At 62.3% G+C, this 14,148-nt stretch carries 18 protein-coding genes; 10 read left to right on the plus strand and 8 right to left on the minus strand.

Annotated features, from left to right (window positions below; translation table 11 throughout):
• Nucleotides 1-12 precede the first annotated feature (12 nt).
• On the plus strand, nt 13-843 hold the full coding sequence (locus AC0WRY_RS25325) for an alpha/beta fold hydrolase (RefSeq protein ID WP_194403521.1): 831 nt from the start codon (nt 13-15) through the stop codon (nt 841-843).
• 290 nt (nt 844-1,133) lie between these two features.
• Nucleotides 1,134-1,451 (plus strand): c-type cytochrome, encoded by a 318-nt coding sequence (locus AC0WRY_RS25330; protein ID WP_194403522.1) that lies wholly within the window; start codon nt 1,134-1,136, stop codon nt 1,449-1,451.
• A 176-nt stretch (nt 1,452-1,627) separates the two neighbouring features.
• Here AC0WRY_RS25330 and AC0WRY_RS25335 read toward each other — a convergent pair whose 3' ends face one another.
• Together AC0WRY_RS25335 and AC0WRY_RS25340 are read right to left on the minus strand one after the other, a co-directional pair.
• On the minus strand, nt 1,628-1,969 hold the full coding sequence (locus AC0WRY_RS25335) for a phasin (RefSeq protein ID WP_094972645.1): 342 nt from the start codon (nt 1,967-1,969) through the stop codon (nt 1,628-1,630).
• A gap of 141 nt (nt 1,970-2,110) precedes the next feature.
• On the minus strand, nt 2,111-2,296 hold the full coding sequence (locus tag AC0WRY_RS25340; protein ID WP_194403523.1) for a hypothetical protein: 186 nt from the start codon (nt 2,294-2,296) through the stop codon (nt 2,111-2,113).
• 641 nt (nt 2,297-2,937) lie between these two features.
• On the opposite strand from AC0WRY_RS25340, the gene AC0WRY_RS25345 reads away from it, so the two are divergent.
• Nucleotides 2,938-3,294 carry a hypothetical protein gene (locus AC0WRY_RS25345; RefSeq protein WP_194403524.1) on the plus strand — a complete coding sequence of 119 codons (357 nt, stop codon included), beginning with the start codon at nt 2,938-2,940 and terminating at the stop codon, nt 3,292-3,294.
• Nucleotides 3,295-3,340: 46 nt separating this feature from the next.
• Here AC0WRY_RS25345 and AC0WRY_RS25350 read toward each other — a convergent pair whose 3' ends face one another.
• Nucleotides 3,341-3,916 (minus strand): hypothetical protein, encoded by a 576-nt coding sequence (locus AC0WRY_RS25350; RefSeq protein WP_194403525.1) that lies wholly within the window; start codon nt 3,914-3,916, stop codon nt 3,341-3,343.
• A gap of 48 nt (nt 3,917-3,964) precedes the next feature.
• Nucleotides 3,965-4,495, minus strand: a complete 531-nt coding sequence (locus tag AC0WRY_RS25355) for a GcrA family cell cycle regulator (protein WP_194403526.1) — start codon at nt 4,493-4,495, stop codon at nt 3,965-3,967.
• A 166-nt stretch (nt 4,496-4,661) separates the two neighbouring features.
• On the opposite strand from AC0WRY_RS25355, the gene AC0WRY_RS25360 reads away from it, so the two are divergent.
• Together AC0WRY_RS25360 and AC0WRY_RS25365 are read left to right on the plus strand one after the other, a co-directional pair.
• Nucleotides 4,662-5,270 (plus strand): S24 family peptidase, encoded by a 609-nt coding sequence (locus AC0WRY_RS25360; RefSeq protein ID WP_194403527.1) that lies wholly within the window; start codon nt 4,662-4,664, stop codon nt 5,268-5,270.
• Between the two features lie 100 nt (nt 5,271-5,370).
• The gene (locus AC0WRY_RS25365; RefSeq protein WP_194403528.1) at nt 5,371-5,646 is read left to right on the plus strand and encodes a hypothetical protein; all 276 of its coding nucleotides are present in this window, start codon (nt 5,371-5,373) and stop codon (nt 5,644-5,646) included.
• Between the two features lie 38 nt (nt 5,647-5,684).
• On the opposite strand, the gene AC0WRY_RS25370 is transcribed toward AC0WRY_RS25365, so the two are convergent.
• Nucleotides 5,685-6,659 carry a quinone oxidoreductase family protein gene (locus tag AC0WRY_RS25370; protein WP_491121543.1) on the minus strand — a complete coding sequence of 325 codons (975 nt, stop codon included), beginning with the start codon at nt 6,657-6,659 and terminating at the stop codon, nt 5,685-5,687.
• Between the two features lie 226 nt (nt 6,660-6,885).
• Here AC0WRY_RS25370 and AC0WRY_RS25375 point away from each other — a divergent pair, with 226 nt between their 5' ends.
• The 3 genes from AC0WRY_RS25375 (at nt 6,886) to AC0WRY_RS25385 (ending at nt 9,561) form a co-directional block, all read left to right on the plus strand.
• Complete coding sequence (locus AC0WRY_RS25375) at nt 6,886-7,086, plus strand: hypothetical protein (protein ID WP_194403530.1); 201 nt, start codon at nt 6,886-6,888, stop codon at nt 7,084-7,086.
• 145 nt (nt 7,087-7,231) lie between these two features.
• Complete coding sequence (locus AC0WRY_RS25380) at nt 7,232-8,179, plus strand: AAA family ATPase (protein WP_027562443.1); 948 nt, start codon at nt 7,232-7,234, stop codon at nt 8,177-8,179.
• A gap of 5 nt (nt 8,180-8,184) precedes the next feature.
• A complete protein-coding gene (locus tag AC0WRY_RS25385; RefSeq protein WP_194403531.1) occupies nt 8,185-9,561 on the plus strand; it encodes a vWA domain-containing protein in 1,377 nt (458 codons plus the stop codon).
• 19 nt (nt 9,562-9,580) lie between these two features.
• Here AC0WRY_RS25385 and AC0WRY_RS25390 read toward each other — a convergent pair whose 3' ends face one another.
• Complete coding sequence (locus tag AC0WRY_RS25390) at nt 9,581-9,763, minus strand: hypothetical protein (RefSeq protein ID WP_194403532.1); 183 nt, start codon at nt 9,761-9,763, stop codon at nt 9,581-9,583.
• Nucleotides 9,764-10,112: 349 nt separating this feature from the next.
• Here AC0WRY_RS25390 and AC0WRY_RS25395 point away from each other — a divergent pair, with 349 nt between their 5' ends.
• Nucleotides 10,113-10,334 (plus strand): hypothetical protein, encoded by a 222-nt coding sequence (locus AC0WRY_RS25395; RefSeq protein WP_194403533.1) that lies wholly within the window; start codon nt 10,113-10,115, stop codon nt 10,332-10,334.
• 53 nt (nt 10,335-10,387) lie between these two features.
• Here AC0WRY_RS25395 and AC0WRY_RS25400 read toward each other — a convergent pair whose 3' ends face one another.
• Nucleotides 10,388-11,761, minus strand: coding sequence for a hypothetical protein (locus AC0WRY_RS25400; protein WP_194408402.1), 1,374 nt, complete (start codon nt 11,759-11,761; stop codon nt 10,388-10,390).
• Nucleotides 11,762-11,938: 177 nt separating this feature from the next.
• On the opposite strand from AC0WRY_RS25400, the gene AC0WRY_RS25405 reads away from it, so the two are divergent.
• Complete coding sequence (locus AC0WRY_RS25405) at nt 11,939-12,421, plus strand: nucleoside deaminase (RefSeq protein ID WP_491121548.1); 483 nt, start codon at nt 11,939-11,941, stop codon at nt 12,419-12,421.
• Between the two features lie 155 nt (nt 12,422-12,576).
• Here the strand turns inward: AC0WRY_RS25405 and AC0WRY_RS25410 are convergent, their stop codons facing one another.
• On the minus strand, nt 12,577-13,680 hold the full coding sequence (locus tag AC0WRY_RS25410; protein ID WP_194403535.1) for a hypothetical protein: 1,104 nt from the start codon (nt 13,678-13,680) through the stop codon (nt 12,577-12,579).
• Between the last annotated feature and the right edge of the window lie 468 nt (nt 13,681-14,148).

The raw sequence follows: 14,148 nt of genomic DNA on the forward strand, positions 1-14,148 counted from the left end.
TGAGACCAAGCCATGAAGAAGGTGTTTGCAATCCTGGCGTTTCTCTGCGTCCTCGGCGTCGGGGAATATCTCCTGGTCAGCCGGTTCGCGATCCGCCATGAGACGTTGGCGCTGTTCGACGCCTCGCGGCAGCGGCCGATTTCGGTCGACCTGGCGGTACGGCGCGATTACGAGACCAAGGCCAATCTCGGCCTCTGGAAACTCCCGCTCGCCGTCATCAGTAACGGCAATACCGTCAAGGCCACCGAATATTCCTTTCTCGCCAATGTGCTTGCCGCGCGCGGCTATCTGGTCGCCAGCATCCAGCAGGACCTGCCCAGCGACCCGCCGCTGACGACCCATGTCGGCCAGCAATATGTCGGCCGGCGCGACGTCTATATCCGCTGCGAGGCCAACATTCTCTTCGTGCTGGATAAACTGAAGAGGCAGCAGGAGAACGTCGATTACGACCACATTACCCTCGTCGGCCACTCCAACGGCGGCGATGTCTCCATGTATGTCGCCCATCAGCACCCGGAGCTGGTGTCGAAAGTGATCACGCTCGACAATCTCAGGGTTCCTTTCGTGGTCAGTGACGGCATGAAGATCCTGTCGTTCCGGTCGAAGGACCCGCATTTCGTGACCGATCCAGGCGTGCTGCCGACGCCGGAGGAGGCCAAGGCGCGCGGCATCGACATCGTCCACACCGGCGCGCAGCACACGGAAATGAGCGATCGTGGCCCGAACTCGGTCAAGGAGAAGATCCAGGAGACGCTCGACCGCTTCCTGCGCGACAGCGCCAGCAGCGCGCTCGCGCCGGCCGATACGAAAAGCCCGATGATCATGAATCCGGGCGACTATTAGCCGGGAACGCTTTGCGGCAGATCAAGGCGGCTCCGAGGCGGCGGGATAGAAGACCCCCATGGCCTCGGAGAGACACGTGTCGCATTCTATCGAAAGTCTTGAGACGAAAGGCCTCGATGCAAGAAGCCTAGGCCTGCCCGCGGCGAGAATGCCGGCATTCGTACGGCATCTCTATCGCTCGGTCCGCAAGCTGCTGCGGTCGATCATCGCCCGCATTGATCTCTCACAATTTCCGGGATCGTGCTGCGGATAGGCACGGCGGACGCCAACGAATGCATGAAGGTTACCCTATGCACCAGCATTTGAGACGAATCTGCCTGCTGCTTGCCGTAACCTCCAGCGTCGGCACATCGTCTGCGCTCGCAGCCGATGCCAATCACGGTGCCGACCTCGCCAAGCGCTGGTGCGCAAGCTGCCATGTCGTCGCGAACGGCCAAACCCAGGCGAGCGCCGACGTCCCCTCCTTTGTCTCTGTCGCGCGCAAGGCAGACTTCAGCCCGGAGAGGCTTGCCTTCTTCCTGCTCGATCCGCACCCGAAGATGCCGAATTTCCCCTTGAGCCGCACCGAAGCGGGCGACATCGCGGCCTACATCGCATCGCTGCGCTAGCACGACATCGGCCACACATAGAAATCCCTGCCGGAGGACCGACAGGGACCAGTAGAAGGGACGCCGGACGGCAAACAAGGCCATCCGTAGTCCGCATGGACCTGCCCCAGCATCGCAAATGCGGATCGCGGCCACGCAAGTCCAATTTGCGGGTACGCCGTGGACAGGCGCGATAATCAGGACTTGCCCTTGCCCGGTTGCATGAGACTGCCGGTCATCTGGCGCATGTGATCTCCAGCACTGGTGAACTGGCTGCGCAGGAAATCGGATTGGATTCGCATCGCCTCCTGAAGGTCGGTGGCATGAACCAGCTTGCGCGCATGCTCAAACGCCGACTTCATGTTCTGCTCGGTGAAAACCAGGGCCTGCTTCGACACCTCCGTCCCCGCGCCTGGAACGGACGACATCGACTTGGTGGCCGCTTCGAAAAACATGCCGAATGCTTTTTCCGCCTGGTCAATCGTCTTCTCGGCCAGGTCGCGCAGTTCGGCCGGAACTTCGAGCTTCGGTTCGATCATGGTCGCACTCCTCCCGCTTTCCCTACTGAATACCACACTTGCTGGACCGCCTTCCAGCGGTCAGCCGCGGGGAAAACCTCGCCGGCGGTCCGGCTACGGCGGGAGGCGAAGAGACAGCATCAGGCCGGCGCGCGGCCGGGCTCAGGACAAGGGGTGTTCGGGAAGGGCTTCTTCGGTGGCGAGATCTTCGACCAGCTTGATGACCTCGAAACGCTGTCGCGGCGCGAGCTTCAGGAACGCGCGGAGCAGGCGCAGACTTTCGACCGTGCCGCTTGTGGGCGCGCCGAGCTTGAGCTGCAATTCAGCCGCGAAACCGAGGTTCTTCATCTCGCACCTATGACAAGCATCGGCTTTCGCAATCCGCCCAAGAACCGAACGCCGCAACAAGACGCCACAACAGGACCTATGGCGACGAACTCTCGGCCGGGTGGCCCCGGCCGGCTGGCACGCTGAACGACATGTCCAACAACCGGCTCAACCATTTGGTTGCAACTATGCCAAGGAACAACCCGTCCGGCAAGTCCAACAATGGGTGTAGTGATGCTTCGTCTGCATCGCACCACGGCAATTCCGGATAACAGGAATATCGACCGCCGTCACCCACCTGCGTCAAGAAGCTGCATAAATCACGCATACTGCCCGGACCGCTGTCAATTGGCACAACGTTTCTGCTTGTTTCCGACATGAACGGACATTGGTTGCGCATGACTTCTTCTGGAGCATACACGCATTTGTTGAGTCCGGCCCCGGCGGTTGTAACAGCGACGAAATCAAGATCGATCTCGCAAGCTGATCTCCAGCGTCCCGATCTGTGCGCGGTCGTCGCTCGTCGGCCCGGATATGTGCTGCCCATGAACCATTGTCCATGAGCGAGCGACCAAGCCGTTGCGACACGGCCACGCAGACACCGGGCGCCATGGCTGAAGACTCTTCGATTCGGGCGCGCGTCAGCACCAAAGGACGACGGCATGCTTTCTCGCTGCGATCTCATCAAGGGCGCCGCGGTCGCGCTTTTCACCCTCTCGATACAAGGCGCATGGGCCCAGGAGACCAAGATGAACCTGTTCAAGATCATCACCATCAAGGACGAAATCGTCGTCGGATTATCGGCGGAGGAACTTAAGGGGCTCGGCGGCAATGATGCGAGCGCGGTTGCGCACGCGCTCGCGCAGAAGGGCGATCTCACGGTCTGGCAATACAACGTGCATCGCGGCCCGAACGGCGAATTGCAGCAGGCGCCGACCGCCAAGATCGGGCTTCTGGCCAACGCCTCGCTCCGCGTCGAACCGTACGCGACGCCTTACCAGATCGTGCCGCATCCATAAGCAGCCGACTGGCACGCCGGCAGCCGAGGCCGCCGGCGTGACGTCTTCAACTGCGCCGCTGCGCCCGTTGTGCCCCCGTTTCCGTCGCAAAGCCGTAGATCAGCGCCAGCCGGTCCAGACATTCGCGAAAACGCCGCGAAAAATAATCGTTCCAGCGCTGGGTTCGGACGGCGCGACGCGCGCCGATCTGGTCCATGGTCAGGCCCAGCACCAGCACGTCATGCACCAGCGCGGCGCCGTCGGTGCCGAGTTCGCGCTCGATCCGGTTCAACCGCAGCACCGCTTGGCGCTGGCTGTCGGTGACAGGCTCGCGCGTACGCGCGCCATCGACATATTCCCTCGTCGGATCCACCGCCTGAGGCCCCCGCTCCGCCCGCTCCCAATCGTTCTGGAAGGCTCGCCCACCGCGGTATTGCGCTTCGTCGATCTGATGATGTGCGTGCAGCCGCCCCAAGGGATCACCACGGATCGACCGGATGGCCAGGATCTTCTCGCCGGAATCGAGCGCCAACGGATTGTCGACCTCGACCTCCGCCACTTCGGCGTTGAACGGGACATCACGGGATCGCCGGTCGTAGATCTGAGCCAATTTGTAGGACTTGTTGCGTTGGGCACGCGCCACTCGGATACTCCTTTGCGAAATTGACGACTGAACTGGGTGGCACGAAGGTCAGGCCGCAGAGACCAGCCTCAGCACGACGGGACCGGGGGCATGGGCGGACGCGGCACCAGAGCGACGCGTCAGGCGCGCATGCGGCGCGCAATAGCTGGAGCCCGGCCGGCAGGGATGACCGCAAAAGGCGATCTCCTCCCCGTCCTTGTCGCCGCCATAGGGATAGCGGCAGTCAACGGGCTCGAGTTCGACCAGCTGGATCAGGCGCGGCTGAACGCCGACGCAGCGCAACTTGATAGGCGCCGCCGGCTTCATTGCGGACTTCGGCGGCAAATTCAGGTTCGGCAACACCGCGCGGCGCGGCGAAACCGGAGCCTCACCCGGCAAATACGGCGCGACCGAAGGACTAGAAATCCATTCCGGTACGACGAGCCCCAGCCGCTTGGCGCGGCCGATCACCGCATTGCGTGTGTAAGCCGTTCCAAACCTTGCGTTAATCTGTCTGCCGATCTCCGCATAAGACATGCCCATGCGAATATAGTCGCGAAGCGCGCCGGAATGCTCCGACGGCCAATGGCCCGGTTCCATATTGCTGTCCTGTGATCAGCCTCCTCTCATCGAACGACCAGGAGGCGAAACACACATTCCGGTATTCCGAAGATCAAGTCAAGCAATAATTCTGATATTCATAATTGCATCAATTCCGAATTTCGGATTACAAGAGGCAAGACGGTGCGCAATCGAGGGAATCATCATGTTGGACGTTGCAATGATCGAGCGGGGCCTAGAGAAGACGGGCAAGAGCAAGGGCGGCCTGGCGGCGGCCATGGGCGTGCGGCCCGGCGCGGTCTCGGAGATCCTCGGCGGCGAACGTCTGGTGAAGGCTTCGGAGATCATTCCGATCATGGAATATCTCGAGCTCAATCTCGCGCCGATCATGGGCCGGGTCGGTGCCGGCGCCGTGATCGAGCCGGATTACGAGCAGGTTCCGCCGGAGGGGCTTGGCGACATAGCGCTGCCCTTCCCGATCATGGAAGAGACCGTCGCATTCGAGATCGTCGGCGATTCGATGCTGCCCAAATACGAGAGCGGTGACGTGATCGTGGTCTACAAGGACCAGCGTCACCCGCTGTCGAGCTTCTACGGCGAGGAGGCCGTGGTCCGCCTCAAGACCGGCGAGCGTTATTTGAAGACCATCGAGCGGGGAAAAAGTCCGTCAGTCGTCAATCTCACCAGCTTCAATGCCAAGCCGATCGTCGGCGTCAAGCTGGAGTGGGTGGGGGAGATCTGCCTGTCGATGCCCAAAGGGCAGCTCGAGCGGCTCCGCGCCAAGTCGGCACGCCCCCGCAAGAAGAGCAGGTGACGTCGATTTCCGTTATTCGGAAATTCCTGTTGACTAGATTCCGGTTTTCAGAAATACTCTGCCCGCGATCCCGGTGACGGGACGCGGCAGGGCCGTTTACATGCAGTATTTCGTCGTGATGATCGACTACGGACGACGCGGCCGCGAGGCCGTCGTCGATCCCGAGATCACCAGACGGGAGGTCGTCTCCCGCATCGCCTCGGGTGAATACCAGAACGTCTCGTTCATCCACGAGATCGCGGAAAATATCGTCGAAGACGTCACCGAGGCCATCCTGAGCGAGGCCGCCCTGCCCCAGATCCCGCCCGAAGATATCGACCTGCAGGCAACCCGCCTCGATCACATACGGGACCTGCGCAAGCACGAACGGACGTGACGCAGGGCGCGATCGCCTGCGCCACGTCCGGCCGGACATTACACCGTCAGCACGGTCGATCCCGTGGTCTTGCGCGCGGCGAGATCGGCATGCGCCTTGGCGGCGTCCTTCAGCGGATAGGTCTGGTGCACCTCGATCTTGACCGCACCGGACTTGACGACGTCGAACAGCTCGCCTGCCATCGCAACGAGGTTTTCACGCTTGGCGGCGTAGGTGAACAGCGTCGGGCGGGTGACGTAGAGCGAGCCCTTCTGAGCCAGCAGGCCGAGATTGAGCGGCTCGACCGCGCCGGAGGACTGACCGAACAGAGCGGCGACTCCGAGTGGCGCGAGGCAGTCCAGCGATTTCAGGAACGTGTCCTTGCCGACGGAATCATAGACCACCGGGACCTTTTTGCCGCCCGTGATCTCGTCGACCCGCTTCACGAAATCCTCGCGGGTGTAGATGATGACGTGATCGCAGCCATGCGCCTTGGCAAGCTTGGCCTTCTCGTCGTTGCTGACGGTGCCGATCACGGTCGCGCCGAGGTGCTTGGCCCACTGGCTCAGGATCAGGCCGACGCCGCCGGCTGCCGCATGCAGCAGGATGGTGTCACCGGCCTTCACCCGATAGGTCTGCCGGATCAGATATTGCGTGGTGAGCCCTTTGAGCATCATCGCCGCAGCGGTCTTGTCGTCGACGCCATCAGGCACCTTCAGCAAACGGTCCGCAGGGATCAGCCGCGCCTCGGAATAGGCCCCGATCGGCGAGGCGCCGTAGGCGACGCGATCGCCGGGCTTCAGATCAGTGACACCGGGTCCGACCTCCTCGACGATTCCGGCCGCCTCGCTGCCGAGCCCGCTCGGCAGTTGCGCCGGGTACAGGCCCGATCGGTTGTAGATGTCGACGAAGTTGAGGCCGACCGCGGTGTGGCGGATGCGCGCCTCGCCCGGCCCCGGCTTGCCGACGCTGACCTCCTCCCAGACCAGGACTTCCGGACCGCCGGTCTCGTGAAAACGAATGGCATGCGTCATGGGCGTTGCTCCCTTATCGTTGGGGTGAGGATCCGAAAAAACCGGATTGGCCGCAGAAATAGGCATTCGGTCTGCCCGTTACAGTACAGTGACGTAACAAGAATGTCACAGCGAGCGACAAACCTCCGCCGTTCCAGCTCCGTTCGAAAGAGTTGATGACGCGCCTGAGGCGACCGGCAGTAGCTTCTGCGCGGGTTTGGTGGGTCGCATGCGAAGGAAAGCCGAGATGCCAGCTTATGTACAGCATCATCAGGACGTCGAAATCGCGCCCGTGAATTGTCCCACCTGCATGGGTTTCCTGCCGATGTATGTGCGCGAGGTCGAGCCGCATTGGAGCCTTGCCAAGATCGACTTTGTCTATGAATGCGCCGATTGCGGCGCCGAGGTCAGACAGACCATCCGCAAGCCGGAAGTGCTGCGGCACTGATCGCGAGCGGCGAACCGCTCAACTATTTGCGTTCAGCGGAAAAAACGCCGCTCATGCGGGTCTGATGTCTCCCAAACGAGGCTTGTTCTTTGCCGGGAACGCAGGCAGAACAAGCCCCAAGCAAGACCTTTGGGAGCGCCCTTTCGTGGCTGATCAGAAGGCCTCGACCTCGATCGAGGCAGTGGAGAGCGGCCTCGCCGCGCAGGGCTATATCGCGAGCCGGCAGATCGCGACCGCCGTCTATTTGTCGCAGCAGATCGAGAAGCCGATCCTGGTCGAGGGCCCCGCGGGCGTCGGCAAGACCGAGCTCGCCAAGGCGATCGCCGCCTGGCGCGGCATGAAGATGATCCGCCTGCAATGCTACGAAGGCCTCGACGAGGCCAAGGCGCTGTACGAGTGGAAATACGCCAAGCAGCTTCTCTACACGCAGATCCTCAAGGACAAGCTCGGCGAAGTCCTGGGCGGTGCGCAGACGCTGCATGCCGCGCTCGACCAGCTCCACGATTTTGGCGACGTGTTCTTCTCCAAGGAATTCGTCGAGCCGCGTCCCCTGCTCCAGGCGCTGGAGCAGCCGGGCGGCTGCGTGCTCCTGATCGACGAGATCGACAAGTCGGACGCGGAATTCGAATCGCTGCTGCTGGAGATCCTGTCCGACTTCCAGGTCACGATCCCCGAGCTCGGCACCGTCTCGGCCATCACGCCGCCGACCGTCATCCTCACCTCCAACAGCGAGCGCGATCTCGGTGACGCCCTGAAGCGGCGCTGCCTGCATCTGCATATCGGCTTCCCCGAGCAACGGCTCGAGGAGCGCATCGTCGAAAGCCGCGTGCCCGGCATCTCGCAGGCCCTGCGCCGGCAGATGGTCGGCTTCATCCACGAGATCCGCTCGCTGGATCTGAAGAAGCTACCTTCTGTCAGCGAGACCATCGACTGGGCGCGCGTCCTGGTGCTGCTGCAGGCCACGGAGCTCGACACCGATATCGTCAAGGACACCCTCAACGTGCTCCTGAAATACGAAGCCGACATCGAGGCCGCATCGCCGCAGGTGACGACCTTCATCGCCAAGGCGGCACGGTCCAACGTCTTCGGTTGACGCCGATGCGCGAGAACCTCCATCGTTTCTTTCGGGCGGCGCGGGGCGTCGGCGTCCACGTTTCGCCTGCCGAAAGCATCGATGCGATGCGCGCAGTCGCGCAAGTCGGCATCTCCGACCGTGCCGTGCTGCGCGACGCTCTGCTTCTGACGCTCGCCAAATCGCAGGACGAGAAGCTCGCGCTCGGCGACTGTTTTGACCTCTTCTTCAGCCAGCCTGAGCCGCGGCAGGATCAGCCCGAGACGCCCGACGACGGCGCGTCGCAGGACGCAGATCAGTCGCCCTCCTCCAGCTCGGCCAGCGAGCCGGGCGAAGGTCAATCTCCCGAGGATTTGGGTCCGCTTGCGCAGATGCTGCTGTCGCAGGACCGCAATGCGCTCGCAGCCGCCATCGCCAGCGCCTCCGGTACGGCCTCCCTGTCCGACATCCGCTACTCCACTCAGCGCGGCATCTTCTCCAGCCGCATCCTCGACGCCATGGGCCTGCAGCGCCTGCGCGACGATCTCGACGAGCTGACCGCGACCAATCCGGCGCTGGCCGAGCGACTGCGTACCGCCCTCGACGCCCTGCGCGAGGCGGTGCGCGATACGGTCTCGCAGGGGCTTGCGCTCTATGCCCGCGAGGAGGCCGAAAACCTCCGCAACGAGATCCTGCGCAACGCGCCGCTTGCCCGCATCGAGCGGCGCCAGATCGCCGAGATGCGCGCCCTCATCCGCCAGATCGCGCGCCGCCTGCGCGAGCGCTATTCCAAGCCGCGCAAGCGACAGCGCCGCGGCCATCTCGATGTCCGCCGCACGTTGCGCCGTAACGCAGCCTGGGGCGGCGTGCCCTTCCTCACGGCGTGGAAGCGCAAGCACCGCGACCGGCCGAAGATCGTAGCGCTCTGCGACGTCTCCGGCTCGGTCGCGCAAGTGTCCGATTTCTTCCTGCTTCTGATCCACTCCTTGCACGAAGTGGTCGACGACGTCCGCTCCTTCGCCTTCTCCTCGCATCTGATCGAGGTCAGCGACATCCTGGAGGCGAAAGCGCCGGAAGAGGCGATGGCCGAGATCATGTCCAAGGTCGGCTTCGGCTCGTCGGACTACGGCTCGTCGCTGGTCGATTTCGAGAAGGATTTCATGAGCGCGCTGACGCCGCGCACGACGGTGATCGTGCTCGGCGACGCCCGCAGCAACAATCTCGATCCGCGCGCCGACATCCTGCGCCGCATCTCAGAGCGCTCGAAGCGGCTGGTCTGGCTCAATCCCGAAGGACGGCTTGCCTGGGGCTTCGGCGATTCCGAGATGCCACGCTATGCGACCTTCTGTACCGTCGTGCGCCAGTGCGCCACCGCGCAACAGCTCGAGCGCGCCGTGTCGGATATCGTGGCAACCTATCAGTAGCTCTCGCTCGCGACCAATCTCAGTTTCGCACAAGCTCCGCCTGGCCGACGTTGCACTCCCGGAAGTGATAAGCAATCTCGTCGAGCGCGCGCTGCTCCCATTCCTCGGCTTGCGCGAGCCAGAACAGCCGGCGATCAAGATCGAATGCCGCACGCTCCCGGCACAGGGTTTCCTGACTGCGAATTTCAACGAGCCTGTTCATGCACTCCACTCCTGCCACGTGAAGTCATTCCCCGCGAATCAAAATAGCAGAATCCCGGATCGCCCGCTTCATGATTTCTGGGCATGTCCCGACACATAATGGGACAGCGATACTTTCCGTGCACTGCGGTAGCTCGCAGCGCAACATCAACTGCGGATCATCAATTAGTGATCGAACCACGGGGACGATATTCGCGATCAGACGATCTACTTCTCGTGTCGCAACGAAGTGCGGCAATTCGTGAAGAGACGTTCTAAACAGCCCACCGAATTCCCGACTCATTGTCGTCGCATGGTCTTCATGCAGCGCCGGTAACAGAGGCGCGAACGGCACGATCTCTTGAGGCAACATGAGCAATGATTTCGATTTCGAACTTGCACCGGACCAGTGGGAAGCGCTGCGTACACTTCGTAACCCGCTGTCGAACCGTCGCCTCTCGAAGTCCTATCTCGTCGAAGGCCTCGTCGAGCTCGGCCTCGTCGCCATCAACGACGGCGTACCTGCGATAACGCCGGCCGGGCGCAAAGTGCTCGTGCGCGGATCGTGCCGGTTGCTGGATCTCGTGGCGTGAGCCGTTCGCGCTGATCCTCAGCGACCTTCCCTGCCGGCATATCGCCGCGCAGGTCAGTCGCTCCACTGCAGGAGCGGCGATCCATACGCCCTCCTCCAGACCGACAGGAAACGCGGAAACCAGGAGTGAGCCACCGCGCCCTTATAGGCCCAGGTGCGATACTTCAGACCTTGCTCGGAGATCAGCTCCTGATATCCGCCGTGCAGCTCGGTCGCGGTCCGAATGTCCTTCAATATTCCCTGAGCGCACGAACGATAGGTGTCGCTCCCCGAAAACTCACCATAGTCCAACATGCGATCCGCAAATTCGACGTTGAACGTCGGCCAGGAAGAACGTCCCTGGTAAGCAGGCGCCGCAATCTTGTGGATCATCTTGTTCCGCGGATTATCGGCAGACACCAGGAAGTGGAACGTGCTGGGGATGCGAAAGCGCGGCTCGGCGATGATCAGATCCGCCGTGGCCGCGAACAGCTTTCGCTCGCTCGCATCGTTCAGATCCCAGAAGCCGCGATGCACGCTGACAAAATCCAGCGCGACCGAAGACGCCGGCGAACTCGCCGGACCGTCCAGAGAATGCCTGATGTATCCGTCTCTGCCGAACAGACGGAGCAGGTCCTTCTTGTACTGCGCGAGATCGCGCCCGAGCAGCCTCTTCAGCTCGTTCTCGTCGACGATGCCGAGCTGCACGCTCCACACGAAGGTCGTGTGGACGCAGGCATTGGTCACGAAGCGCCGGCGCTCGGCGCGGGTATCCGTTGCGGCGGAGCGAGGGCGATGGGTATCACACAGCAAAGAGGAGGTGCCGTCATGGCCGAACGGCTCGAGCTCGCTTGCGAGCTTGAGGATCGCGCGCTTGAGGTCACCGCCATATTCGGCCAGCAGCAGGCGGCCGGCATGCGCACATTGCGACATCGCCAAATAGGACGACGTCCTCTGATCGGCCGAGATCATCTGCTGCAGGCCGGCCAGAATGCCGAGCAGCGTATCCGACGGACGCGAGAAGTAATTCACACCGAGGTATCGACCGCGTCCGGCCGGGACGATGGTCGTCGTGATGACGTCGGCGCGAACCGCCTCCAGCAACAAACGGATGCTCCTGTCGAGCAGCCGGGCTCGCCGCACGGCATCCTGCGCATCCATGATGGTTTCGGGGTCGAGGACGTCAGGATAGAACCAGGCGAAGTCACGGGGATAGTAAGCGGATGCGTGTGGTGCGCCCGTGACGAGGAAGGCCTCGGTGACCGAAAATGCGCTGTCCATCGAGTGCCGGTACAGGTCCTCGATGGCCGACAACGAATGAGGCGATTTTCTCAGGAATCGATCCCCCAAAAAATTGACCGCCTGGAGGGCATTGGCGACAAACGTCGCAGCCGTGCCTTGGTAAAATCGGTTTCTGCGTTCTGAGGGCAACGGGATATCGCTATTCATATGCGACCGGGGGTCACTCCGATGGTGCGGCCACCATCCAGAGCATGGCTGATTCGTATTTCGCCCAGATGACCGCCGGCCTCCGGTTCCACGGTGAATTGGTGTATGAAGCACGACCAGCGACGCCGATTTTGCCGTGATCGGCGGGCACGGAGCGACACTCACCGAGGAGGTTCGATGGCCGGTGTATCCGAACGCGACGAACACTTTCTGCGTCTCTCCTTCGCTGTCGCCCGCCGCGCTCTCACCCATGGCAATCATCCCTTCGGCTGTATCGTCGTCGCGGGCGGCAAGGTGCTGATCGAGGCCGAGAACGGCTACATGCCGGATCACGACGGCACCGCGCATGCCGAACGTCTCGCGGCCACCCAGGCCTGCCGCACGCTCAGCCGCGAGGTGCTGGCGACAGCGACGCTCTATTCCTCGGCGGAGCCCTGCGCGATGTGCGCCGGCGCGACCTACTGGGCCGGCATCGGCCGCGTCGTCTATGGCCTCAGCGAGCATCGCCTGCGCGGCGTCACCGGCAACCATCCGGAGAATCCGACCCTCGATCTGCCGTGCCGCGAGGTCTTTGCCAGCGGCCAGCGGCCGACCGAGGTCGTAGGCCCGGCGCTCGAGGACGAAGCCGAAGCGCTGCACGACGGCGTGTGGACGAAGTAGGCACGAGCTCAGATCTGTCGGGTGGGTTAGCAAAGCGACTGCGCGAAGCGCAGTCCGCTGGCGTAACCCGCCACGCTTCCACGTTCGCCGAACGAAGTTGGTGGATTACGCCTGCGGCTAATCCACCCTACTTTCTTTCCGCAAACCTCAACCGATCAGAACTTCACGGAGATCCCGGAATAGAGCGAGGATTCGGTGCAGGACCCGGTGCTCACGGTCCGGCCACCGACGGCCGTGGTACAGCCGACGGCAAGATTGTGATCGAGACCGAACTTGTTCTGCCAGTAGCGGTAAGCCACCCAGACGTCCACGAAGTGGGAGTACTTGTCGCCCCAGGCCGCCTTCGAGGCATCGAAGGTCAAGCGGATCGGCTCCGAATTCAGCTCGACAGCCGTGTTGTAGACACCGTTCGCCGGGCTGTAGGGAAGCGGTTCGGTGTCGGTGCCTTTCTTGCCGTACCAGCCTGCGCGGCCGCTGATCGAGAAATATTGCATGTTCGGCGGCAGGAAGCCGAGATCCATGTAGTAGTTGATCTCGACGGCCCAGGTCGGCTTGAACGAGGTATTGCCGTCCGCGATGCAGGTCACGCCGGGAACGTCCGGACCGAACAGTCCGCACTGGCTGAACGCGTTGTGATTGGCGAACTCCCAATACACCAGCGGCGCGACGTTGAGGTACCCCTTGTAGGGCAGATCAAACGCAAACTGCAGACCGCCGACGACGTCGCGCTTGGCGGCGCCGAAATACCTGTTCTCGGTGTTGGCATCCATGCCGACCTCGAACGAGATATTGTGCAGCGGTCCCGCGGTGAAGGCTTTCGTGTTGAACAGCTCATTCCAGCCTAATGTCGAGCGGAACAGGCCGTAGATCTCGGTCGCACCGGCGCACGATGCCGGCGCGCCGAAGATCGTGCCCGCATTGGTGCAGGGCCCGGCCGGGTCATTGTGATCGGACTTGTACATCGAGATGGTGAAGAAGTTCGTGCCGTACGCCCAGGCGTCAAAATGGGTGAACGAGTAGACCTGCTTGGTGGTCTTGCTGTCGATCGACCCATCGGGCCGGAACGACCACGCACCGGGCTGAGAGGCATTGAAGATATACGAGAACGTGACGCGATTATCGATCACCAGGAAGAACGGAAGGTCCTGCGCTTTCTTGGCAGCCTTGACCGGCAAATCCGCTGCCCGAGCTAAGCCACCGGTGGCCAGCGTAGCAAGTGACAGCGCCGCTGCTGCCACTGCCTTGAAGCGAAACGACATCCTGAATACCCCCAAGTTTGGACACGTCAATGAACGCCCTTGGGTGCGACACTTGCGCCGATCTCCCGGAGTGAGAAGCCTCAACTTTTTCCAAGGCATGCCGCTTGTTTCGGCAAGCGGCCGCGCTCCGTCCTGGAAATCAAAAAGGCTTTGCGCGGCATCTCGCCGAGGCATGCGGCCGGGCGAAGCCGGCTATTGCCGGACATTCCCGTTTGATTTCCCTCTTCTTTTATGTCGAGCGAATGTTGCGGTGCGCGATGGTCAGGGAGCCGATGCTGCATCGATCCGCAGGGCATGAGCGTAATGGCGCGATCTTGCTCACTGCGACGTCAAGTCTGCCTAGCCGGTTCCGATTTGGCTTGAACCGTCACAAATCTGCAACAGCGCGCGCGTGAGCCGCGCTCGCGGGGCGATGACAAGGGCGTTCGAGCACCGCCACCCGATCCCTGCCAAAGCGTTGAGCAAGGG

Source organism: Bradyrhizobium sp. T-12 (assembly GCF_058314695.1).

Excerpts from the sequence above, each read along its gene's own strand:
- AC0WRY_RS25355 (WP_194403526.1), bottom strand. The coding sequence starts at position 4,495 with ATGGAACCGGGCCATTGGCCGTCGGAGCATTCCGGCGCGCTTCGCGAC.
- AC0WRY_RS25370 (WP_491121543.1), bottom strand. The coding sequence starts at position 6,659 with ATGACGCATGCCATTCGTTTTCACGAGACCGGCGGTCCGGAAGTCCTG.
- AC0WRY_RS25375 (WP_194403530.1), top strand. The coding sequence starts at position 6,886 with ATGCCAGCTTATGTACAGCATCATCAGGACGTCGAAATCGCGCCCGTG.
- AC0WRY_RS25330 (WP_194403522.1), top strand. The coding sequence starts at position 1,134 with ATGCACCAGCATTTGAGACGAATCTGCCTGCTGCTTGCCGTAACCTCC.
- AC0WRY_RS25345 (WP_194403524.1), top strand. The coding sequence starts at position 2,938 with ATGCTTTCTCGCTGCGATCTCATCAAGGGCGCCGCGGTCGCGCTTTTC.
- AC0WRY_RS25405 (WP_491121548.1), top strand. The coding sequence starts at position 11,939 with ATGGCCGGTGTATCCGAACGCGACGAACACTTTCTGCGTCTCTCCTTC.
- AC0WRY_RS25340 (WP_194403523.1), bottom strand. The coding sequence starts at position 2,296 with ATGAAGAACCTCGGTTTCGCGGCTGAATTGCAGCTCAAGCTCGGCGCG.
- AC0WRY_RS25410 (WP_194403535.1), bottom strand. The coding sequence starts at position 13,680 with ATGTCGTTTCGCTTCAAGGCAGTGGCAGCAGCGGCGCTGTCACTTGCT.
- AC0WRY_RS25390 (WP_194403532.1), bottom strand. The coding sequence starts at position 9,763 with ATGAACAGGCTCGTTGAAATTCGCAGTCAGGAAACCCTGTGCCGGGAG.
- AC0WRY_RS25400 (WP_194408402.1), bottom strand. The coding sequence starts at position 11,761 with ATGAATAGCGATATCCCGTTGCCCTCAGAACGCAGAAACCGATTTTAC.
- AC0WRY_RS25365 (WP_194403528.1), top strand. The coding sequence starts at position 5,371 with ATGCAGTATTTCGTCGTGATGATCGACTACGGACGACGCGGCCGCGAG.
- AC0WRY_RS25325 (WP_194403521.1), top strand. The coding sequence starts at position 13 with ATGAAGAAGGTGTTTGCAATCCTGGCGTTTCTCTGCGTCCTCGGCGTC.
- AC0WRY_RS25395 (WP_194403533.1), top strand. The coding sequence starts at position 10,113 with ATGAGCAATGATTTCGATTTCGAACTTGCACCGGACCAGTGGGAAGCG.
- AC0WRY_RS25385 (WP_194403531.1), top strand. The coding sequence starts at position 8,185 with ATGCGCGAGAACCTCCATCGTTTCTTTCGGGCGGCGCGGGGCGTCGGC.
- AC0WRY_RS25335 (WP_094972645.1), bottom strand. The coding sequence starts at position 1,969 with ATGATCGAACCGAAGCTCGAAGTTCCGGCCGAACTGCGCGACCTGGCC.
- AC0WRY_RS25360 (WP_194403527.1), top strand. The coding sequence starts at position 4,662 with ATGTTGGACGTTGCAATGATCGAGCGGGGCCTAGAGAAGACGGGCAAG.